The sequence below is a fragment of the Stappia sp. genome (assembly GCF_048268045.1).
Classification (GTDB): domain Bacteria; phylum Pseudomonadota; class Alphaproteobacteria; order Rhizobiales; family Stappiaceae; genus Stappia.
Genome location: NZ_JBLWWG010000006.1, coordinates 132,859 through 152,658 on the forward strand (window position 1 = coordinate 132,859; position 19,800 = coordinate 152,658).

Consider the following 19,800-nt stretch of genomic DNA (forward strand, 5'->3'; position numbering starts at 1 on the left):
AGGGCGCCGTCAGGCGCCGACGCGAGCGAGGCGGGCGAGCACCTTGTCGTGCAGCCGCCTGTCGCCCGAGGCGACGATCCTGCCACCCTCGGCAGGCGAGCCGCCGGTCCATGTGGTGACGATGCCGCCGGCGCCCTCGATGATCGGAATCAGCGCAACGATGTCATAGGGCTGAAGGCCGTTCTCGACGACGAGGTCCGCCTGGCCGGCCGCGACCATTGCATAGCCGTAGCAGTCGGTTCCGAAGCGGGCGGTGCGCACCGTCGTCTCGATCTCCAGATAGGCCTCCAGCTCCGCGCCCTCGAACAGGCGTGGGTGGGTGGTGCAGAAGATCGCGTCCTCGAGGCGCTCGCAGGGGCGCGTCTTGAGGGGCATGCTGGTGTCGCGGTAGCGGCACCAGGCCGTCTTGCCGTCGCCGTAGAAACGTTCGCCGACATAGGGTTGGTCCATGACGCCGAAGACCGGAGTGCCTCCTCTCTTCAGGCCGATCAGGGTGCCCCAGGTGGGCAGTCCGCAGATGAAGGCGCGGGTTCCGTCGATCGGGTCGAGAACCCAGACGTGGTCCGCATCGAGACGCACGCTGCCGTGCTCTTCGCCCAGGATGCCGTGATCCGGGTAGGTCTCCTCGATGAGGGTGCGCAAGGCCGTCTCGGCGTCGCGGTCGGCAACGGTTACCGGGTCGAAGCCCTGAGACAGCTTGTTGTCGATGGCCGAGATCCTGCGGAAATGCGGAGCGATAACGGCGCCGGAGGCTGCTGTGAGGCGGTCCGCGAAGGCGGCGAGTTCGGCTGTCGTCGGCATCGGCATTCGGTCCTTCCGTCCATGGCAGTCTCGGGCGCGGCGTCGCCGGCGTGATCGTGCGAGGTGCCAGTCGCTTGCGCGAATTCGCGCCTTCATTCGTCCCGGTGGTGGTTTAAACGGCGGCACGGGGCGAAGTCGAGAGGAAAGCGCGCGACTTTATTCAATCACCTGACAGAACCCAATATTCTGATTTTTAAGCGGTTTGACGTCACGCCTATTTTCTGGGCAGGCACTGCGTCGAATTTGGCGTTGACTTTGGTGCGCTGCAGGGAGAAATTGTTGCAGTGCGATATGGTTCTTCCAGATCGCGCCGCCCTCCTTGGGCGTTTCCTCCCTAGACTCGGGCCGCGCCTCGCAAGAGGCCGGCCCTTTTTTCTTGCCCGGACCATCTCGCAGGTGCGAGATGGTGCCCGCCGGAGGCGGGCTCCTGACGCCTGTCGCGGGGGGCGTTTACTCAGCGGCGAGCGTGTCGGGAAACAGCGCTGCGTCGGGGATGGAGACGATCTCGCTGGCGAAGGCCCGTAGATCCGCTGCGAGAGCTGCAAAGCCCGGCAAGGGCAATGTCGCCCCCTCATCCATGTATAGCCCCCGGTTGATCTCTATCTGCAGCGCATGGAGGCCCTTCGCGGGCCGGCCGTAGTGTTCGGTGATGAAGCCGCCGGCGTAGGGCTTGTTGCGGCTGACGCGATAGCCGAGCCCGGTGAGGATCTCCGCCGCCGCGTCCACCAGCGGTTGGGCGCAGCTCGTGCCGTAACGGTCGCCGAGAATGAAGTCCGGCCGTGCGCCGCCCTCCGCGCCGCGCACGGCCGAGGGCATCGAGTGGCAGTCGATCAGCACCGCGAAGCCGAAATCGACGTGGGTGCGCGCCAGCAGCCGGCGCAGGGTCTGGTGGTAGGGCTTGTAGATCGTCTCGATGCGGTCGAGCGCCTCGCTCACTTGCAGGCGCCCGCGGTAGATCTCCTGGGCCTCGCCGACGACGCGGGCGATGGTGCCGAGCCCTCCGGCGACCCGAATCGAACGGCTGTTGGCGTAGGGCGGCAACCGGTCGTCATACATCCTCGGGTCGAGTTCGTAGGGTTCGCGGTTGACGTCCAGAAAGGCGCGGGGAAAGCGTGCCCTCAGCAAGGGGGCGCCAAGGCCGACGACCGGTTCGAACAGGTCATCCACAAAGGCGTCTTCCGAGCGACGGATCGCGTTGCTGTCGAGGCGGGAGGCGGCGAGAAAGGGTAGCGGGTAGTGGCGGCCGGAGTGGGGCGAGTTGAAGACGAAGGGTACGCGGTGCTCGGCCGGTTGAAGGATTTCGAAAGGCTCGACCTCCGCAAATCCGTTCACCACATACATGCTCGCGCGTCCCTTGCCTGGGCATTCGTCTGACCGGCTTTCGTCAGGCCGGCGTGCGGCCCGTGGCCCATCAACCGGGCCCCATGAACCGGGAGGTCGCCCTTGCGTCCGGCTGTTCTATTTGCCCTCGAATCGACGGCAATGTCCACAAGCTCGGCTGGAAATGGCCGAAGGCGGCACGGCCTTGGCGGTTTCACTGGATGTTTACCGGCGATGGGCCTTATAAGCGGACGGGAACGATGTGCCAAAACGGGATTGGGCACGGGCCCGCGCAAGACCCGCGCGGGCATCTTCAGGATCCTGAAGCGGGATGCAGGCGCGCCGCCATCCGGGCCGGACGGTCGGACGGGCGGCCTGGCAGCACGGACGGAAGAAATGGCACGAATCCTACTCGCGGAAGACGACAACGACATGCGCCGCTTTCTTGCCAAGGCATTGCAGAAGGCGGGCTATGATGTCGTTTCCTTTGACAATGGCAAAAGTGCTTATGAACGACTACGTGAAGAGCCGTTCTCGCTGCTTTTGACGGACATCGTCATGCCGGAGATGGACGGCATTGAACTGGCGCGACGCGCAACCCAGCTCGACCCGGACCTCAAGGTGATGTTCATCACCGGCTTCGCGGCGGTTGCGCTCAACCCGGATTCCCAGGCCCCCAAGGATGCGAAGGTGCTGTCCAAGCCCTTCCACCTGAAGGACCTGGTCATCGAGGTGGAAAGGATGCTGGCGGCCTGAGTGTGCCGCCGCATTGGCCCCTCGCGGTCCCGTGTCTGGCGGTCCCGGGTTTTCCACCGAAGTTGTGGGCAACGAAGAAGTTTTAGATCGGGGCTTGCACCGCTTCCAGAACCCCGTTATATGCCTTGCCACCGCAGCCGCTTGTCGGCAACTTTCCGGACTGATCCCGGTCGACCTTACGGTCAAAGGGAAACGAATTTCAGGTTCGGGCGTGTAGCTCAGCGGGAGAGCACTACGTTGACATCGTAGGGGTCACAGGTTCAATCCCTGTCACGCCCACCATTTTATCCGCCGTCACAAGGTCAATGACCGGATGGCGGGTCCGGCCAGACAGCTGGTCGGGGCCGTGTCGCGCCGCGCGGGCTTTTGCCTGGCGCGCGCCCGCCTCGAGAAGCGGACTGGCCAACCCTGGCAGGATGGCTCTCAGGAGCCACCTGCGGCCGAACGGACCGGTGCCCCGGCGCCACCAGATGAACAAACGGATGCCGCCGCCAACGCGGCTCTGTTTACGGAGACTGGAACGATGAAGATCAAGAATTCGCTCAAGGCGTTGATGGGCCGGCATCGCGACAACCAGATGGTCCGTCGCAGGGGTCGCGTCTACATCATCAACAAGAAGGCTCCGCGCTTCAAGGCGCGCCAGGGCTGAGGCCCCGGCTACGGGCTTTCATCCGACTTCTTCGCAAAGTCATTGACGACCGCGTACGGCAGGCCATACTTGCTGCTATGCGGTCGTTTTTCTTGTTTTCACTCTTCCTTGCTCTTTCCGGCGCTGCCCTTGCCCAGGACGGTGGGGGAGGCATTGTGCCGCCCGAATCGATGCCTCCTTCCGTCGACGACTTCGATGCGCCGACCACGGCGGTGGAGCCCCCGGGTGGTCCCGGCCCAGCTGTTCCCGAGGAAAAGCAGAGCGGAACCGAACTCGACCGTCTCTTCGCACAACTGAGCGAGACGGACGATCCCGCACAGGCGAAGCCCGTCGTCCTGCGCATCCAGCGCATCTGGATGCGCTCGGGAAGCCCGACGGTCGATTTGCTGATGGCCCGCTCCGCCGCCGCCCTCAAGGGGGGGGATCTGGCGCTTGCGCTCGACCTGGCGGACATGGTGTCCCGCCTCGCCCCGAACTTTGCCGAAGGGTGGAACCGGCGCGCCACGATCAATTACCTGCGTGAGGACTACGGCCGCGCGCTCGTTGACATCGAGCGGACGCTGGCGCTCGAGCCGCGCCACTGGGGCGCCATGTCGGGGCTTGGTATTATCCTGCGGCGCATGGGGCGCGACGACGAGGCGCTGGCGACCTTCAAGGAAGTCCTCAAGCTCAATCCAACGAGCGAGAACGCGCGCAAGGCCGTCGATGCACTCTCGGAGCAGTTCGCAGGCGAGGACGCCTGACGGGCATCCGCAGGCCGATCCCCGACGTATGAGAAGGCAGGCGGTGTACCCGCCCTAGGCCCGTCAGGGCCCGCCGCCGTTCCAGAACCCCTTCCAGGCAGGATTGCATGGCCTCCGGTCTCTCGCTCACGCTTCTCGCCGTCGCTGGCATTCTCGGCGCGCTTGGCCTTTCCGCGCAGGTCATAGGCCGGGCGGCGGAGGCAAAATATCCGCCGGTCGGACAGATCCATTTGGTCGCGGGGCAGGGTATCCACGTGCTCGACCAACGGCCGGAAGACTGGAGGCCGGGAGATCCGACGCTGGTTTTCCTGCATGGGGCGAGCGGCAACCTGCTCGATATGCGCATGGCGTTCCTCGAGCCCTTGTCGAGACGCGGCTACCGGATGATCTTCGTCGATCGTCCCGGCCATGGCCATTCGGAGCGCGGTGGACCGGGCATGTATTCCCCGGCGCGGCAAGCGGAGGTCGTTGCCAGTCTGCTCGAAGGACTGGGGATCGACAGGGCCGTGGCCGTCGGTCACTCCTGGGGAGGGGCCGTCGTCGCCCAGCTTGCCCTGCAGGAGCCCGACCGGATCAACGGGATCGTCTTCATCGCGCCCGCGACCCATCCCTGGCCCGGGGGGGTGAATTGGTACTACACGGCTTCGACCGCTCCGATCCTCGGTCCGCTCTTCGCCTACACGCTGGCGCCGAATGTGGCGGCACTCGTTGCGCCGAGCGCCGTCGAAGGGGTGTTCAGCCCGGAGGCGGCCCCGCGTGACTATGGTGAGAGAATCGGGTTGGCGCTTCTGTTCCGGCCGGCGAGTTTTCTCGCCAACGCGCGCGATGTCGGCCATTTGAAGGGCGAGGTGGAGAAGGCCGCACCGCTCTATCCCAACATCCTGCAGCCCGCGGCAATCGTCACCGGTGATGCGGATACGGTGGTTCTGCCGGAGATCCACTCGGCCGGACTGTTGCGCGATCTGCCCAACGCCTGGCGGGTCGATCTTCCGGGGGCCGGCCATATGCCGCATCACACCCGAACGCAGGACGTCATCGCCGAGATCGACAGGGTCGTGGCCAAGGCATTTCCGAACTTCGAGCCACCAGCGACCAGCAGCCTTGCGAAAACGAAAAAGGCGGCGAGAACGCCCGCCGCCTGATCCCGATCATGTTGAGTGCCGCGTGCGCGACCAGCTGTCAGAGGCTGCCGAGACCGTCGCTGCCGACAAAGGCGATGCGCAGCATATTCGTCGAGCCGGGGGTGCCGAAGGGAACGCCGGCCGTGGTGATGATGCGCTGGCCGGGCCGGGCGAGACCTTCCTGATACGAGATCTGGCAGGCGCGGTTGACCATGTCGTTCTCGTCGCGGGCATCGTCCGAAACGACGCAGTGCAGGCCCCATGCGAGCGAAAGCCGCCGTGCGGTGGAGACCACGGGCGAAATCACGATCACGGGAACGGCGGGGCGCTCGCGCGAGGCGCGGATGCCGGTCGCGCCCGATGTCGTGTAGCAGACCACGGCGGCGAGATTGAGCGTCTCGGCGATCTGGCGTGCCGCGGCGGCGATGGCGTCCGAGCCGGTCGGCTCGGGCTCCGGGCGCTGCGCCTGGATGATGCCGCGATAGGTCGGGTCGCGCTCCACCTGGCAGGCGATGCGGTCCATGGTCTCGACCGCCTCGATCGGAAACTTGCCGGCGGCGGACTCGGCGCTGAGCATCACCGCGTCCGCACCCTCGAACACGGCGGTGGCGACGTCGGAGACCTCGGCGCGCGTCGGGACCGGCGCGGTGATCATCGATTCCAGCATCTGCGTTGCCACGACGACCGGCTTGCCGGCGCGGCGGCAGGCCCGCACGATCTGCTTCTGGAGGCCGGGAACCTGCTCCAGCGGCATCTCGACGCCGAGATCGCCGCGGGCGACCATCAGCGCATCGGACAGGTCGATGATCTCGGCGAGGCGTTCGATGGCCTGCGGCTTCTCGATCTTGGCGAGAATGCCGGCCTTGCCACGGGTGACCTTGCGCACCTCGGCCAGATCATCGGGGCGCTGGATGAAGGAAAGCGCGATCCAGTCGGCGCCTGCCGCCAGCGCGGCGTCGAGGTCCTTGCGGTCCTTCGGCGTGAGCGCGCCGACCGGGATCTCGGTGTCGGGAACGCTGACGCCCTTGCGGTTGGAGAGCTTGCCGCCGACCTCGACCACGGTGGTGGCGCTCGTCTTGTCGCAGGCGGTCACGCGCAGGCGGATCTTGCCGTCGTCGAGCAGCAGCCGGTGGTCGGGCTCGAGAGCCTGAAGGATCTCGCGGTGGGGAAGGTGGACGCGGGAGGCGTTGCCAGGCGTGGTGTCGCTGTCGAGAACGAAGGTGGCGCCGTTCTCCAGAACGACGGAATCACTCTCGAAGGTTCCAACGCGCAGCTTCGGGCCCTGGAGGTCGGCGAGAATTGCGATCGGGCGGCCAACCTTGGCCTCGACGCCACGAATCATCTCCACGAGCGTGTTGAGCTGCTCGTGGTTTGTATGGCTCATGTTGATGCGGAAGACATCCGCGCCGGCCATGAACAATTTTTCGATGATATGCGGTTCGGACGAGGAGGGGCCAAGAGTTGCCAGAATCTTTACCCGCCTGTCGCGCTTCATTGTCCGCCTGTCCCTGCTTGAACCGGTTCCGTGAGCTGAACTGTCCAGCTGCTCTGTTCGCCGGTGTCGATTTCGAAAAAGCCCGTGCGCTCGTAGCCACGGGCGACGCAATCCTCAATCCCGCGAATGGTGAATTCCTTTTCGCGGGTGCACATGAAGGCACGACCGCCCCATTCGCCGAACTGGTCGTAGTCAACGGCATAGATGTAATAGAACCGTGACACGAGGCCGCCGGCGACGAGGGTTTCGCAGGTGTTCGCGGGCAGGTTCCACCAGCCCTCGGTCACCCAGTCCTTGTCCTCGCGATACCCGATCGCGACGCCAACCTGGCTTTCGGTCTTGTTGCAAAGGCGCAATTCAGCCCGCGCGGGCGTCGCGCCGACAAGGCTCAGCGAAAACAGTGCAAAGACGGCTGTCAATAAGAAGCCGGCCGCGCACCGCAGCGATGACCGCCGTACCGAACCTTCTGCCGTGGTGCGCCGTTGCCTTGCGGCTGTTCTCATCATTCGATTACTCGTGCCACCACCCTGCGCGGGATCTTATGGCTGACCTGCGTCTGTGTTGTCAATGATGACAGCCCTGAAGTCATTGACGTTGGTGAAGGTCGGGCCGGGTTGCAACAAATCACCCAGAAAGCCGAAGAAACTCGTGCTGTCGTTTCGCTCCAGAAATGAGGCGGCATCATGACCCATCGCCTTTGCCCGGGCAAGGGTTGCGGGGGTCACGAAGGCGCCGGCCGGATCATCCGCGGCGCCGCTGCCGCCGTCGGTTCCGTCCGTGTCGCCGGCCACCGCGCCGATTGCCGGATGGCCATCGAGCGCAAGGGCGAGGGCGAGGGCGAACTCCTGGTTCGGACCGCCGCGGCCATCGCCTTTGATGGTGACGGTGAGCTCGCCGCCGGAGAGCAAGACGGCGCGCCGGCCTTCCCGCGCGCACGCCTTCGCCGTTTCCGCCTGGGTGCGCGCGACATCGCGCGCCTCGCCCTCCAGGCTGTCGCCGAGCTGAACTGCCTCATAGCCCTCAGCCTGAGCGATGCGCGCGGCCGCCTCGAGCGACAGCGCAGGGCGGGCCACGATCTCGAAGCGGGTGCCGTCGAAGAGCGTATCGCCGGGTTTCGGCGTCTCGTTGGCGGGATCCTCGAGGGCGCGACGGATGGCTTCGGGCGCGTCTGGCGCGTAGCGCTCGAGCAGCGCGCGGGCGTCCGAGAGCGTTGTCGGATCGGGAAGCGTTGGACCCGAGGCGATGGCGACGGCGTCATCGTGCGGAACGTCGGAGATGGCGAGCGTCGTCATCATCGCTCCCTTGCCCCGGGCGGCGGCGAGGCGGCCACCCTTTATCCGCGACAGATGCCGCCGCAGCGTGTTGATCTGGTCGATGGTGGCGCCGGAGCGCAGCAGCGCGCGGGTCAGCGCCTGCTTGTCTGCGAGCGACACGCCAGGCACAGGCGCGATCCAGTTGGCCGATCCGCCGCCGGACAGCAGCACGACAACATGGTCGTTTGGCCCCGCCGATGCGGCGAGCGCGAGCACCCGCTCGCTCGCCTCGACGCCAGCGGCGTCGGGAACCGGGTGTCCGGCCTCGACCAGCTCCAGCCGGCGTAAGGGGCGGGCGTAGCCGTGACGGGTGACGCAAAGGCCTACAAGACGGTCGGGAGCGAGGCCAAACCGGTCGAGATAAGTGGTTTCGGCGACCTGCATCATGGCGCCGCCGGCTTTCCCGGCGGCGAGAAGGATGATGCGCCCGCCGGGCTCGGGCTTCGGCAGATGCGCTGGCAGGCAGGTCTCGGGCCGGGCCGCGTCGACGGCGGCCTCGAACAGCCGGGCGAGCATGGGTCTTGTGTTGCGTGTGGCGTCGGTCTTGCTCACCGGCGGTTGTCCTCCCCGTTTTCGTGTCGCATGGCGTCAGGTCTTCAACGCGCCGGAGCGCGCGGCCGTGCCACGTAGATCCCTGCGAGGATTACCGCTCCGCCGGCGACCTGCAAGGCGCTCAGGGATTCGTTGAGGATGAAATAGCCGACGGTTGCGGCGGCAACAGCCTCAAGGAAGATGACAAGCGCGGAAAACCCCGCCGATACGGTGCCGAGTGCATAGGAGAGCAACCCCTGGCCGCCGGCATGGCTGACGAAGGCCAGCAGGCACAGCATGGCGACGCCGCTTGCGCTGTGGGGCAGGAGGTCGCCCTCGAGTGCCCAGGCGGCAAGCAGCAGCGCCAGCGCCGTGACGACGGAGGAGCGGAAGAGCAGCAGGCCCGGAGAGACGCCGCCGGATCCGCGTCGGGCAAAGCGGATCGCCAGGAAGTAGCTGCCGAAGAACAGAGAGGTCACCAAGCCGTAGAAGTCGCCAAGCAAGCGGTCCGGCGCGAAGGCAAGGCTGTCGCCGACGAGAAACAGCGCTCCGGCAAGGCAGATGCCAAGGCCGGCGAGCATGGCGCGTGTGACGGGTTCCCGGAGCACCAGTCCGGACGCCAGCATCACCCACAGCGGCGCCAGGGTCGCCAGCAGCGTGGCGTTGGCAGCGGTCGTGTTGACGATGGCGAGATGCCAGAAAATCAGGTCGCCGGCGAAGACGAGGCCGGCGATCATCGTGGCGATGTTCCAGCTTGCCGGTTCTCTTTCCGGCGTCCTCTCAAGCCGCGCCCAGGCGGCCAGAACCGGCAGAGAGAGCGCCACCCGCCAGAAGGCGCTTGCGAGCGGGCCAACCTCGGCATGGCGCACGAAGACCGGCGATATGCCCATGGCCATGGCGCCGGCGACCAGCGCGGCAAAGGCCAGAATCATGCGGTCGTCGGGGGAGGCTGTGGAGGATCGTAACGTCATGATGTCCGGTGTTGTTCGCGTTCTGCGTGCCGGTTCGTCGCACGGCACGCAAACTGGCGTCCGGCGACGAACCCTACGCCGCATGGCGGCGGCTGTCGCGCATTTTTGACGCTGCGTTCGCGGCGACCGGCGTTTGCGGTGAGCAGCGGGGGCAAGTGAGCGATTCGGGTTGCAAGGATGCGCGCGATATGGTCCAGACGCGCTGAGCGACGGGGAGCCGCCGCCTTCGCTCTCCCGCCAATTCGGGCGCGGCCTGGTCCGCGCCAACCTGCCTCCGACGGATCCTGCCCGATGACGTCCCCGATCTCCGCAGCCTTTCCCCCGTCGCCATCTCCAGATGAAACGCCGGTCGAGATCGTGCCGGGAGATCCGGCGTGCGGCCTGCTGCTGCTGTGCGATCACGCCAGCAACGCACTGCCGGCGCGCTATGGCTCGCTGGGGTTGCCGGAAAGGGAGTTGCAGCGGCACATCGGTTTCGATATCGGCGTGCGCGGCCTGACGCTGCGGCTGGCGCGGGCTTTCGGCGCGCCGGCGCTGCTGACCACATTCTCGCGGCTGCTCATCGATCCGAACCGTGGCGAGGACGATCCGACGCTGGTCATGCGGCTTTCGGACGGTGCGATCGTGCCCGGCAACGCCCATCACGACGCGGCCGAGCGCGAGGCGCGCCTTGCCGCCTATCATCGGCCCTATCATGCCGCAGTGAGCTCGGCGATCGATGCGGCGCAAGCGGCGGGTCATCGCCCGGCCATATTGTCGATCCACAGCTTCACGCCGGTGTGGAAGGGGGTGTCGCGCCCCTGGCATGCCGGCGTTCTCTGGGACAGGGACCCGCGCTTTGCCGTTCCGCTCATCGAGGCGCTGCGGCAGGAGCGGGATCTGGTCACCGGCGACAACGAGCCTTACGACGGGGCATTGAAGAACGACTGCATGTACCGCCATGGCACCTCACGCGGCATCGCCCATGCGCTGATCGAGGTTCGTCAGGACCTGATCGGGGATGAGGCCGGTATCGACGCCTGGGCGGCGCGGCTCGAACCGATGTTGCGGCGGATCATTGCCAATTCGCCCGCCTTGCGCGAAATACGGCACTATGGCTCGCGTAGCGACGACGCCTGACGCGCCCGGGCAGCCCTGAAACCCGACAGGAGATCCACATGGCCGAGATCGATGAGACGACACGCATAGAGCTGGAGGCGGCCGCGTTCCGCCGGCTGGTCTCGCATCTGCGCAATCGCACCGACGTGCAGAACATCGACCTGATGAACCTTGCCGGATTCTGTCGCAACTGCCTGTCCAACTGGTACCGGGACGCGGCCGAGGAGCGGGGCGTGACGCTCGACAAGGAAGCGGCGCGCGAGATTATCTACGGCATGCCCTATTCGGACTGGAGGGCGTTGCACCAGACCGAGGCGGGCCCCGACAAGCAGGCGGCCTTCGAAAAGGCAAGGCCGAAACACGACTGAGGCAGCGGCGACACGGGACGGTGTGAATATCGTTCCGTTTTCGTTCCGGCTTCTTGCAACGGGCGGGAAATCCGCGCATTCAAGGGGCGAAGGATCCGGCCTCGCGTGGGGAGCCGGCAACATATTCGAAGTTCACCCCCAGACAGCAGTGCGGGCGCGGCCCGTCGCTGCACCGACGAAGGAGACGAGTATCCATGTCCGATCCAGGCGGCGTCGCCGGCGACCAGCTCCGTGCATTTGTCGAACGCATCGAGCGTCTCGAGGAAGAGAAGAAGGTCATTTCCGACGACATCAAGGACGTCTATGCCGAGGCCAAGGGCACCGGCTTTGACGTCAAGATCCTGCGCAAGATCATTTCCCTGCGCAAGAAGCAGCCGCACGAGCGGGAAGAAGAGGACGCGATCCTCGACCTCTACATGCATGCTCTCGGCATGACGGGCCCGGCGAACGACGCCTGAGCCTCTTTCGAGCGGAACCGTCGCGCGTCGGCGGTTCCGCGAGGCTATGTGGCCGCGCCGCGAATCGCGCCGGCCGATGTCGCGCGGTCTGGTTTCCGGCAGAGCCGCCCCACCGATCCATCACCCTTTTTGCAGTCGTGAGTGGCGTGAGTGCGAGTGTGGCCGCGCTGCGTGGGACTTGTTGCGCGCCAAGGGAACCGCAAAATGAAAACGGCGCGCTCCTGTCGGGGCGCGCCGCTGTCGTTTTTGGAGAGACTGTCGTCGAGGCTCAGAGCGCCTTGACGATGCCCTCGGTCATCTTCTTCGCATCGCCGAAGAGCATCATCGTCTTGTCGAGGAAGAACAGCTCGTTCTGGATGCCGGCGTAGCCGGAGCCCATGCCGCGCTTGACGAAGAGGACCGTGCCGGCCTTGTCGACGTCGAGGATCGGCATTCCGTAGATCGGCGAGCTCGGATCGTCACGCGCGGCCGGGTTGGTCACGTCGTTGGCACCGATGACATAGACGACGTCGGCCTGCGAGAACTCGGAGTTGATGTCGTCGAGCTCGAACACCTCGTCATAAGGCACCTGCGCCTCTGCCAGCAGCACGTTCATGTGACCGGGCATGCGGCCGGCGACCGGGTGGATGGCGTATTTGACCTCGACGCCTTCCTCCTTGAGCACGTCGCCGAGCTCGCGCAGCGCGTGCTGAGCCTGAGCGACCGCCATGCCGTAGCCGGGCACGATGATGACCTTGGACGCATTCTTCATGATGAAGGCCGCGTCCTCGGCGGAGCCCTGCTTGACCGGACGCTCCTCGCCGCCGTCACCGCCGCCGGCCGTCACGGAGTCGCCGCCGAAGCCGCCGAGAATGACGGAGATGAACGAGCGGTTCATGCCCTTGCACATGATGTAGGACAGGATGGCGCCGGAAGAGCCGACAAGCGCGCCGACGACGATCAGCGCCATGTTGCCCAGCGTGAAGCCGATGCCCGCCGCTGCCCAGCCGGAATAGGAGTTGAGCATCGACACGACCACGGGCATGTCCGCGCCGCCGATCGGGATGATGATCAGTCCGCCGAAGATCAGCGAGGCGATGACGATCAGCCAGAAGACGAAATGGCTTTCGGTCTGGACGAAGACGATGACCAGCAGGACGATCAGCGCCGCCATGGCGATGTTGATCGCGTGCCGACCCGGCAGCATGATCGGCGCGCCGGACATGCGTCCGTCGAGCTTGGCGAAGGCGATGACCGAGCCGGTGAAGGTGATCGCGCCGATTGCGACGCCGAGCGACATCTCAACCAGGCTGGCACCATGGATCGATCCGGTCTCGCCGATACCGAAGGCCTGCGGCGCATAGAGCGCACCGGCGGCGACCATCACCGCCGCCATGCCCACCAGCGAGTGGAAGGCTGCGACGAGCTGCGGCATGGCGGTCATTGGCACGCGCTTGGCGATGACCGCGCCCGCGCCGCCGCCGATGGCGAGGCCGAGCACGATGAGCGCCAGCCCACCGAAACCGGGAGCCGCCGTCAGCAGCGTCGTGATGATGGCGATGCCCATGCCGGACATGCCGAGGAAGTTGCCCTGGCGCGAGGTCTCGGGGCTGGAAAGCCCGCGCAGCGCAAGGATGAAGAGAACGGCCGAAACAACGTAGAGGACGGCCGTGACATTGGCGGAAAGCATCGTGTCCGGTCTCCTACTTTTGCTTCTTCTTGTACATGGCGAGCATGCGCTGGGTGACCAGGAAGCCACCGAAGATGTTGACGCTCGCCATGATCAGCGCGAGGAAGCCGAAGCCGCGGGCAAAGCCCGCACCCTCTGCCGCCAGATCCGCGCCGACGGCCAGAAGGGCGCCAACGACGATGACGCTCGAGATGGCGTTGGTCACCGACATGAGTGGTGTGTGCAGGGCCGGGGTCACCGACCACACCACGTAGTAGCCGACGAAGATCGCCAGCACGAAAATGGTGAACTGGAAAACGAACGGGTCGATCGCCCCGCCCGTCGCCGCGGAGGCGGCGTGGGCGATGGACTGGCCGACGCCGCCCGAGATCTGGTCCGCATAGCCCTGCGCCGCGTCGGCGGCGGCCTGGGCCGCTTCGGCCGCCTCACGGGCGGCCCCCGCTGCGGCTCTGGCGCGCTCGAGCGCGTCCGTGACGTTGATGTCCGACATGTCGCTCCCCCCTTATTCGGATTTCGGCGCGAAGGCCGGATGGACGACGGCGCCGTCGTGCGACAGCACAGTCGCCTTGACCAGCTCGTCGTCCCACTTGACGGCGATGGCCTTGGCTTCCTTGTCGATCATCGTCTCGGCGAAGGCGACCAGGTTCTTCGCGTAGAGTGCGGAGGCCGAGGCGGCGATGCGACCAGGCATGTTCAGGTGCCCGACGATCTTGACGTCGCCAGCCTTGGCGATCTTGCCCGGCTTGGATCCCTCGACGTTGCCGCCGCGTTCGACCGCCAGATCGACGATCACCGAACCCGGCTTCATCGAGGCGACCATCTCCTTGGAGATCAGCTTCGGCGCCGGACGACCCGGGATCAGCGCGGTGGTGATGACGATGTCCTGCTTGGCGATATGGCTTGCCACCAGTTCGCCCTGCTTCTTCTTGTATTCGTCCGACATTTCCTTGGCGTAGCCGCCAGCGGTCTCGGCCTGCTTGAACTCATCGTCCTCGACGGCGATGAACTTGGCGCCGAGCGATTCCACCTGCTCCTTGGCAGCCGGGCGCACGTCGGTTGCGCTCACCACCGCGCCGAGGCGTCGGGCTGTGGCGATCGCCTGAAGGCCGGCGACACCGGCGCCCATGACGAAGACACGGGCTGCCGGCACGGTGCCGGCGGCGGTCATCATCATCGGCATGGCGCGATCGTATTCGCCAGCGGCGTCGATCACCGCCTGATAGCCGGCGAGGTTGGCCTGCGACGACAGAACGTCCATGACCTGGGCGCGGGTGATGCGCGGCATGAACTCCATGGCGAAGGCGGACAGGCCGGCCTTGGCCATCGCTTCGACCTCTGCCTTGTGACCGAAGGGATCCATGGTCGCGATGACGATGGCGCCCTTCTTGATCAGGGCGATCTCGTCGGCGTTCGGACGGCGGACCTTCAGCACCATGTCGGCGTCGGCGAGCGTCGCCTTCGCGTCGGGGGCGATGGTGGCGCCTGCGGCCTCGTAGTCGGCGTCGAGGATGCGCGACAACTGGCCTGCATCCTTTTCGACCGAGACCTCAAAACCGAGGCCGACGAATTTCTTGATGGTGTCGGGCGTCGCGGCGACGCGCGTTTCACCGGCCTCGCTCTCGCGGGGCACTGCGAGTTTCATCGATTGAGTCCTCCCAGGCTCTGGTGTGCCAGCGGGTCAGGGGGCCTGATCAGGCGGTGACGATGATCGAGGCAAGGCCTGCGAGCACGAAGACGCCCGCGGAAGGGATCCACCCCTTGTCGCCAGCCGCAAGGCCGATGGCCGCCGCTACCAGCGTCGCGATAAGCGCGATCCAGCCGAAGAACACGCCAGCACCGCCACCGAAGCTGAACAAGATCAGGCACAGCACGACGTTCAGAACGGCGATCGAGCCGACCTTGGAGAAATTGATGAAGCCGGCGTATGTACGATCGTGCTCGGCATAGTCCATTGCGGACGAGGTGTTTTCGGCCATGGGTCCCCCTATAGGTGCCTCTAAGTCATAGGTGGGCGTACTTATAACAGAGACACACCTGCGGGCAACGCGCTGATTTCGGGCGCGGATGGCCAAGACGCCGACCGTTGGGGAAGCGGCGGCGTGCGGTCGGCGCCGCCGCCGGGCTTCGGGCCGCGCCCGTGATCAGGTGGCAAGGCCCGCGTCGGCGAGCGCGGCGTTCTGTCGTTCCGCCACCAGACCGCCGTCGAACGCGGCGATCTGTTCGTTGAACAGGCGATGGAAATTGAGTTCGGCGCGCAGATGCAGAAACACGCCCCCGAGCCCGATGGCGGCGCGGTCCATGAAGACGAACTCGCGCGGCACCCGGACCGGGCCCTTTTCCTTCAATGCCTGGTGCACGCGGAAAGCCTCCTTGCGGCCGTACTCCGCGGCGCTGACTCCGTCGGCGATGGAGCGCACCCGATCCGTCAGCAGCGGGCCATAGATGAAGCGTGCCCAGATGTTGAGGATCTCGATCAGGTCTCTGGTCAGGCCGGTAAAGCCCCAGCGTTCGTATGCGGAGACCACGCGTGCCTCGTCGTCTTCGAGAAGTCCCTGGTAGAGATCGACGACGCCTGCGACGAAGGAGGGCGGGAAGACGCGGATGCAGCCGTAGTCGAGCAGGTTGATGCCGGAGGGGACGCCGTCCTCGGAAAAGACGGTGTAGTTGCCCAGGTGGGGATCGCCGTGGATCACCCCGTAGTGACTGAAGGGGTGCCACCAGGCGTGGAACATCGCCTCCGCGATCCGGTTGCGATCCTCCAGGCCGTGGTCCTTGAACGACAGCAGCGGGGCACCTTCGAGCCAGGACATGGAGAGCAGCCGGCCGGTCGACAGGTCGTCGCGCACGTCCGGAACACGTATGCGCGCCTCGCGCGCGAAGATGCCGCGATAGACGGCCATGTGCCGCGCCTCGCGCACGTAATCGAGTTCCTCGCGGACGCGCTCGGAAATTTCCGTCGCGATCTCACGGGTGTCGATTGCGGGCTGCATCCGCCTGTGCACGGAAAACAGCAGTCCGAGTTGGCGCAGATCAGCCTCAACCGCCGAAGCCATGTCGGGGTACTGCAGCTTGCACGCAAGTGCCTCTCCGTCCGTCGCCACGGCCTTGTGCACCTGTCCGAGCGAGGCGGCTGCGGCGGGTTCCTTGTCGAAGCTTGCGAAACGTTCCTGCCAGCGCGCTCCAAGCTCGGCCTGCATGCGCCGTTTGACGAATGCCCAGCCCATCGGCGGGGCGGCGGACTGTAGCGTGGCGAGTTCGGCGGCATATTCCGGTGGGATCGCGTCGGGAATGGTGGAGAGAAGCTGGGCCACCTTCATCAGCGGCCCCTTGAGGCCGCCCAGTGCCTCGGCAAGCTCGCGCGCCTGCTTGGCGTCGTCGATCTCCATGCCGAAAACGCGCTTGCCGGCGAGTTTGGCCGCGAGACCGCCCATGTTGGCGCCAACCCGGGCATAGCGGCCGAAACGGGCGCTCAGACGGTTCTGTTCGCGGTCGCGGGGCGGGCGAGATGGCATGCCTGTATCCTCGGGATTGGCGGCGGGCTTGCCCCGCGATGAAAACGTGTACGCAGCCACGGATATAGCGGATCGTCGGGCGCCGATAGGGGACGATCAGTCGCGCTGGCTCATCCTCGCCTGCGCCGCCAGGTGGCCGGCGATCCGGTCACGTTCGTCGCTCAGTCCCTTGTAGGCGAGTTGGGCGGGGTCGAGCGCCAGCAATTGTTCGCGCAGTCCGGCCGCGAGCCGCATGCCGTCGGGATGGCCGGCGAAGGCGGCAACCGGGTCGTGGTGGATCTTGATGGTGAACAGGATGTCGCCGCAACCGGGCAGGCGGCGCAGGGTCTGGCGTTCGACGCGCACATGAAGTCCCTCGCGCGGCGCTCCGTCCATCCGTGCCGCGTCGATCCGCTTCGGCTTTGGGTGATGCAGTTCGGCGCCGGAATAGAGCGACCAGTTGAGCCGCCAGCTCGGCCGGTCGACGGCGAGATTGTCGAAGATGCGGGCAACCATCTGCCCCATGCGCCCGTCGTTGAAGCCCGGGACGGTCTCGTGGATCTCGCGCATGCTGCGGCCGAACTTCTCGACCAGCGACCAGGAGGAGGGGAAGCACAGGGCGGCTGCGGCAAGCCGGTGGCCGTCCGCGCCCTTGCGCATCAGGACGAGATCCTCCTGCACGAGGCGGGCGGCGGCTGCGATCGGGGCTTCATCGGCTGCCGTTCGCGAGATCCGTCGGCCGGCGGGTGTGACAGAGATCGCGTCGCCGTCGCGATGATAGATGCCGGGAAACCGGGCAGGGAGATGGTCGAAGAGAAGATCGAGCACCTCCTGTTGCGCCGCCTGCGTTCCCGCTTCGGCGAGAAGGACGGGGGCTCCCGCCCCGGCGAGGAGCTCATCCTTGCGCGCCAGGTGTTCCGCCAGCCGGTCGTCGGGCTCGATCCAGTCGGCGAGGTCGAGCGGCATCAGCCCGACCGTGAAGGGGCGGGCTGATCCGTCGTAGGGCGTGTGAAGCAGGGGCGTGGGCGCGACGCTGCCGGCAAGGGCAGGGGGATTTGTCCCTGGCCGTTGCTCTCCGCCCGCCGCGCCCGACCCGCTCATGCGTCCATCTTTTCCAGTTCGTCGATGAAGCCGGAGATGACCGACAGGCCCTTCTGCCAGAAGGTCGGATCGGTGGCATCCAGCCCGAAGGGCGCCAGAAGCTCCGAATGGTGCTTGGTGCCGCCCGCCGAAAGCAGTGCGAAATACTTGTCCTGGAAGCCCGCTTCCGCCTCCTCGTAGACCGCGTAGAGCGAGTTCACCAGGCAGTCGCCGAAGGCATAGGCGTAGACGTAGAACGGCGAATGGATGAAGTGCGGGATGTAGGTCCAGTAAGTCTCGTAGTCCTTCGACAGGCGGATTGCCGGGCCGAGGCTTTCCGCCTGCACGGACATCCACATGTCGCAGAGTTCGCCGGAGGTCAGCTCGCCCTGCCGGCGGCCGGCATGGACCTTGCGTTCGAAGGTGTAGAAGGCGATCTGGCGCACGACCGTGTTGATCATGTCCTCAACTTTGCCGGCGAGCAGGATCTTGCGCTTCTGCGGTGTCTCCGCGTTGGCGAGCAGGGTCTTGAAGGTCAGCATCTCGCCGAAGACGCTGGCGGTTTCGGCCAGCGTCAGCGGTGTCGGGGCCATCAATGCGCCGTTGGGGGCGGCGAGCACCTGATGAACGCCGTGGCCAAGCTCATGGGCAAGGGTCATCACGTCGCGGGTGCGGCCCTGGTAGTTGAGCAGGACATAGGGGTGGGCGCTCGGCACCGTGGGATGGGCGAAGGCGCCCGGCGCCTTGCCTTCGCGCGCCGGAGCGTCGATCCAGCCTTTGTCGAAGAAGTCGCGGGCGATGTCGGCCATCTTCGGCGAAAAGCGGCCATAGGCGCCGAGCACGGTCTCGCGCGCCTCGTCCCAGGGGATCTGGCGCGTGTCGGCGGAAGGAAGCGGCGCGTTGCGATCCCAGAAGTCGAGGCTGTCCCGGTCGAACCAGCGCGCCTTCAGCGCATAGTATCGGTGCGACAGGTCCGGATAGGCGCCGCGCACGGCCTCGACCAGGGCGTCGACGACCTCGCGCTCGACCCGGTTGGCCAGATGCCTGCTGTCGGCGATGTCCTCGAAACCGCGCCAGCGGTCGGAAATTTCCTTGTCCTTGGCGAGCGTGTTGGTGATCAGCGTGAACACCGGGAGGTTTTCCCGAAAGGTATCGGAGAGCGCATGGGCTGCGGCTTCGCGTTTTTCGCCGTCGGAATCCTGCATCAGGTTCAGCGTCGGCTCGAGCGGAAGCGTGTGTCCGTCGACGTCGAACCGCAGGCCCGCCATGGTCTCGTCGAAGAGCCTGTTCCAGGCAGCCGACCCGCTCAGCGACTTTTCATGGAAGAGCTGTTCGATGCGGTCCTCGAGCTGGAAGGGGCGCGCCTTGCGGATGTCGTCGAGCCAGGGCCGGTAGTGCGCAAGATCCGGGTCGGCGGCGGCCGCGTCGAGCACCGCGTCGTCGATGCGGTTGAGTTCGAGGGCGAAGAAGATGAGATGCGTGCTTGCCGTCGTCAGCTTGTCCTGAACGTCGCCGTAGAACTTCTGCCGCACGGGGTCCGTGGTGTTGCCGGAGTAGAAGAGACCGGCATAGGAGGCGAGCCGGCCCATCAGGTCGTCGAGTGACTCCATTTCGCGGATCGCGCCGGCGAGCTCGGTACCGGAGCGCCCGGCGATCTCGGCGAGCCTGCCCTTGTAGCGGCTCTCGAAGGCTTCCGCTTCGCGGAGGCTGCGCTCCAGGTCCGCGGCGACTTCAGGGGCCTCGTGGGAGGAATAGAGGTCGGCGAGATTCCACTCCGGCAGGTCGCCGAGCGCGCCTGCCTTCGCCGAGCCCGCCGAGGGGCCGGGGGCCGCGATGAGACGGAAGCGATCGTGGCGTTGTGTGGAAGATAGGTCGCGGGTCGACGTCATGCTCTCTCCGGAACGTTGCCGGCCGGGCCGTACCTTGCGGGCCCGGC

Annotated in this window: 20 protein-coding genes and 1 tRNA gene; 8 read left to right on the forward strand and 13 right to left on the reverse strand. The window is 66.2% G+C overall.

Going from position 1 to position 19,800, the window contains the following annotated elements; all coding sequences use genetic code 11:
- Positions 1-9 precede the first annotated feature (9 nt).
- Together hisN and ACN0WF_RS11500 are read right to left on the reverse strand one after the other, a co-directional pair.
- Positions 10-801, reverse strand: coding sequence for a histidinol-phosphatase (gene hisN, locus ACN0WF_RS11495; protein WP_417772962.1), 792 nt, complete (start codon positions 799-801; stop codon positions 10-12).
- Between the two features lie 450 nt (positions 802-1,251).
- Positions 1,252-2,142, reverse strand: coding sequence for an N-formylglutamate amidohydrolase (locus ACN0WF_RS11500; protein WP_417772963.1), 891 nt, complete (start codon positions 2,140-2,142; stop codon positions 1,252-1,254).
- A 375-nt stretch (positions 2,143-2,517) separates the two neighbouring features.
- Here ACN0WF_RS11500 and cpdR point away from each other — a divergent pair, with 375 nt between their 5' ends.
- The 5 genes from cpdR (at position 2,518) to ACN0WF_RS11525 (ending at position 5,411) form a co-directional block, all read left to right on the forward strand.
- Positions 2,518-2,877: a cell cycle two-component system response regulator CpdR gene (gene cpdR / locus ACN0WF_RS11505; RefSeq protein ID WP_417773125.1), complete on the forward strand. Its 360-nt coding sequence runs from the start codon at positions 2,518-2,520 to the stop codon at positions 2,875-2,877.
- Positions 2,878-3,084: 207 nt separating this feature from the next.
- A tRNA-Val gene (locus ACN0WF_RS11510) sits at positions 3,085-3,159 on the forward strand.
- Positions 3,160-3,400: 241 nt separating this feature from the next.
- Positions 3,401-3,526, forward strand: coding sequence for a type B 50S ribosomal protein L36 (gene ykgO, locus ACN0WF_RS11515; RefSeq protein WP_417772964.1), 126 nt, complete (start codon positions 3,401-3,403; stop codon positions 3,524-3,526).
- Positions 3,527-3,681: 155 nt separating this feature from the next.
- Positions 3,682-4,269: a tetratricopeptide repeat protein gene (locus tag ACN0WF_RS11520; RefSeq protein ID WP_417772965.1), complete on the forward strand. Its 588-nt coding sequence runs from the start codon at positions 3,682-3,684 to the stop codon at positions 4,267-4,269.
- A gap of 107 nt (positions 4,270-4,376) precedes the next feature.
- Complete coding sequence (locus ACN0WF_RS11525; RefSeq protein ID WP_417772966.1) at positions 4,377-5,411, forward strand: alpha/beta fold hydrolase; 1,035 nt, start codon at positions 4,377-4,379, stop codon at positions 5,409-5,411.
- Between the two features lie 37 nt (positions 5,412-5,448).
- On the opposite strand, the gene pyk is transcribed toward ACN0WF_RS11525, so the two are convergent.
- The 4 genes from pyk to ACN0WF_RS11545 form a co-directional block, all read right to left on the reverse strand.
- Positions 5,449-6,885, reverse strand: coding sequence for a pyruvate kinase (gene pyk, locus ACN0WF_RS11530; RefSeq protein WP_417772967.1), 1,437 nt, complete (start codon positions 6,883-6,885; stop codon positions 5,449-5,451).
- The gene (locus ACN0WF_RS11535) at positions 6,882-7,388 is read right to left on the reverse strand and encodes a DUF1036 domain-containing protein (RefSeq protein WP_417773126.1); all 507 of its coding nucleotides are present in this window, start codon (positions 7,386-7,388) and stop codon (positions 6,882-6,884) included. Before ACN0WF_RS11535 ends, pyk begins: the two co-directional genes overlap by 4 nt.
- Before the next feature lie 36 nt (positions 7,389-7,424).
- The gene (locus ACN0WF_RS11540) at positions 7,425-8,714 is read right to left on the reverse strand and encodes a glycerate kinase type-2 family protein (RefSeq protein WP_417773127.1); all 1,290 of its coding nucleotides are present in this window, start codon (positions 8,712-8,714) and stop codon (positions 7,425-7,427) included.
- Positions 8,715-8,794: 80 nt separating this feature from the next.
- Positions 8,795-9,700, reverse strand: a complete 906-nt coding sequence (locus tag ACN0WF_RS11545; RefSeq protein WP_417772968.1) for a DMT family transporter — start codon at positions 9,698-9,700, stop codon at positions 8,795-8,797.
- A gap of 291 nt (positions 9,701-9,991) precedes the next feature.
- On the opposite strand from ACN0WF_RS11545, the gene ACN0WF_RS11550 reads away from it, so the two are divergent.
- The 3 genes from ACN0WF_RS11550 (at position 9,992) to ACN0WF_RS11560 (ending at position 11,624) form a co-directional block, all read left to right on the forward strand.
- Positions 9,992-10,819 (forward strand): N-formylglutamate amidohydrolase, encoded by an 828-nt coding sequence (locus ACN0WF_RS11550; protein WP_417772969.1) that lies wholly within the window; start codon positions 9,992-9,994, stop codon positions 10,817-10,819.
- A 38-nt stretch (positions 10,820-10,857) separates the two neighbouring features.
- A complete protein-coding gene (locus tag ACN0WF_RS11555; RefSeq protein ID WP_417772970.1) occupies positions 10,858-11,166 on the forward strand; it encodes a DUF1244 domain-containing protein in 309 nt (102 codons plus the stop codon).
- Between the two features lie 194 nt (positions 11,167-11,360).
- Positions 11,361-11,624, forward strand: coding sequence for a DUF2312 domain-containing protein (locus ACN0WF_RS11560; RefSeq protein ID WP_417772971.1), 264 nt, complete (start codon positions 11,361-11,363; stop codon positions 11,622-11,624).
- Positions 11,625-11,892: 268 nt separating this feature from the next.
- Here the strand turns inward: ACN0WF_RS11560 and ACN0WF_RS11565 are convergent, their stop codons facing one another.
- The 7 genes from ACN0WF_RS11565 to ACN0WF_RS11595 form a co-directional block, all read right to left on the reverse strand.
- Positions 11,893-13,293, reverse strand: a complete 1,401-nt coding sequence (locus ACN0WF_RS11565; RefSeq protein ID WP_417772972.1) for an NAD(P)(+) transhydrogenase (Re/Si-specific) subunit beta — start codon at positions 13,291-13,293, stop codon at positions 11,893-11,895.
- A gap of 13 nt (positions 13,294-13,306) precedes the next feature.
- Positions 13,307-13,783: a proton-translocating transhydrogenase family protein gene (locus tag ACN0WF_RS11570; RefSeq protein WP_417772973.1), complete on the reverse strand. Its 477-nt coding sequence runs from the start codon at positions 13,781-13,783 to the stop codon at positions 13,307-13,309.
- A 12-nt stretch (positions 13,784-13,795) separates the two neighbouring features.
- Entirely contained in the window at positions 13,796-14,935 is a 1,140-nt protein-coding gene (locus ACN0WF_RS11575; protein WP_417772974.1) for a Re/Si-specific NAD(P)(+) transhydrogenase subunit alpha, read from the reverse strand.
- Positions 14,936-14,984: 49 nt separating this feature from the next.
- Positions 14,985-15,269 (reverse strand): aa3-type cytochrome c oxidase subunit IV, encoded by a 285-nt coding sequence (locus ACN0WF_RS11580; protein ID WP_417772975.1) that lies wholly within the window; start codon positions 15,267-15,269, stop codon positions 14,985-14,987.
- A 165-nt stretch (positions 15,270-15,434) separates the two neighbouring features.
- The gene (locus tag ACN0WF_RS11585) at positions 15,435-16,805 is read right to left on the reverse strand and encodes an ABC1 kinase family protein (RefSeq protein WP_417772976.1); all 1,371 of its coding nucleotides are present in this window, start codon (positions 16,803-16,805) and stop codon (positions 15,435-15,437) included.
- Between the two features lie 96 nt (positions 16,806-16,901).
- Entirely contained in the window at positions 16,902-17,885 is a 984-nt protein-coding gene (locus ACN0WF_RS11590) for a heme-dependent oxidative N-demethylase family protein (RefSeq protein WP_417772977.1), read from the reverse strand.
- Positions 17,882-19,753 carry a M3 family oligoendopeptidase gene (locus ACN0WF_RS11595; protein ID WP_417772978.1) on the reverse strand — a complete coding sequence of 624 codons (1,872 nt, stop codon included), beginning with the start codon at positions 19,751-19,753 and terminating at the stop codon, positions 17,882-17,884. The genes ACN0WF_RS11590 and ACN0WF_RS11595 overlap by 4 nt, the downstream gene beginning before the upstream one ends.
- Between the last annotated feature and the right edge of the window lie 47 nt (positions 19,754-19,800).

Bases quoted from the DNA above. Each gene is read 5' to 3' on its own strand.
- ACN0WF_RS11585 (WP_417772976.1), bottom strand. From the start codon at position 16,805: ATGCCATCTCGCCCGCCCCGCGACCGCGAACAGAACCGTCTGAGCGCC.
- ACN0WF_RS11565 (WP_417772972.1), bottom strand. From the start codon at position 13,293: ATGCTTTCCGCCAATGTCACGGCCGTCCTCTACGTTGTTTCGGCCGTT.
- hisN (WP_417772962.1), bottom strand. From the start codon at position 801: ATGCCGACGACAGCCGAACTCGCCGCCTTCGCGGACCGCCTCACAGCA.
- ACN0WF_RS11545 (WP_417772968.1), bottom strand. From the start codon at position 9,700: ATGACGTTACGATCCTCCACAGCCTCCCCCGACGACCGCATGATTCTG.
- ACN0WF_RS11525 (WP_417772966.1), top strand. From the start codon at position 4,377: ATGGCCTCCGGTCTCTCGCTCACGCTTCTCGCCGTCGCTGGCATTCTC.
- ACN0WF_RS11560 (WP_417772971.1), top strand. From the start codon at position 11,361: ATGTCCGATCCAGGCGGCGTCGCCGGCGACCAGCTCCGTGCATTTGTC.
- cpdR (WP_417773125.1), top strand. From the start codon at position 2,518: ATGGCACGAATCCTACTCGCGGAAGACGACAACGACATGCGCCGCTTT.
- ACN0WF_RS11540 (WP_417773127.1), bottom strand. From the start codon at position 8,714: ATGCTCGCCCGGCTGTTCGAGGCCGCCGTCGACGCGGCCCGGCCCGAG.
- ACN0WF_RS11580 (WP_417772975.1), bottom strand. From the start codon at position 15,269: ATGGCCGAAAACACCTCGTCCGCAATGGACTATGCCGAGCACGATCGT.
- ACN0WF_RS11575 (WP_417772974.1), bottom strand. From the start codon at position 14,935: ATGAAACTCGCAGTGCCCCGCGAGAGCGAGGCCGGTGAAACGCGCGTC.
- ykgO (WP_417772964.1), top strand. From the start codon at position 3,401: ATGAAGATCAAGAATTCGCTCAAGGCGTTGATGGGCCGGCATCGCGAC.
- pyk (WP_417772967.1), bottom strand. From the start codon at position 6,885: ATGAAGCGCGACAGGCGGGTAAAGATTCTGGCAACTCTTGGCCCCTCC.
- ACN0WF_RS11550 (WP_417772969.1), top strand. From the start codon at position 9,992: ATGACGTCCCCGATCTCCGCAGCCTTTCCCCCGTCGCCATCTCCAGAT.
- ACN0WF_RS11555 (WP_417772970.1), top strand. From the start codon at position 10,858: ATGGCCGAGATCGATGAGACGACACGCATAGAGCTGGAGGCGGCCGCG.
- ACN0WF_RS11590 (WP_417772977.1), bottom strand. From the start codon at position 17,885: ATGAGCGGGTCGGGCGCGGCGGGCGGAGAGCAACGGCCAGGGACAAAT.
- ACN0WF_RS11570 (WP_417772973.1), bottom strand. From the start codon at position 13,783: ATGTCGGACATCAACGTCACGGACGCGCTCGAGCGCGCCAGAGCCGCA.
- ACN0WF_RS11535 (WP_417773126.1), bottom strand. From the start codon at position 7,388: ATGAGAACAGCCGCAAGGCAACGGCGCACCACGGCAGAAGGTTCGGTA.
- ACN0WF_RS11595 (WP_417772978.1), bottom strand. From the start codon at position 19,753: ATGACGTCGACCCGCGACCTATCTTCCACACAACGCCACGATCGCTTC.
- ACN0WF_RS11500 (WP_417772963.1), bottom strand. From the start codon at position 2,142: ATGTATGTGGTGAACGGATTTGCGGAGGTCGAGCCTTTCGAAATCCTT.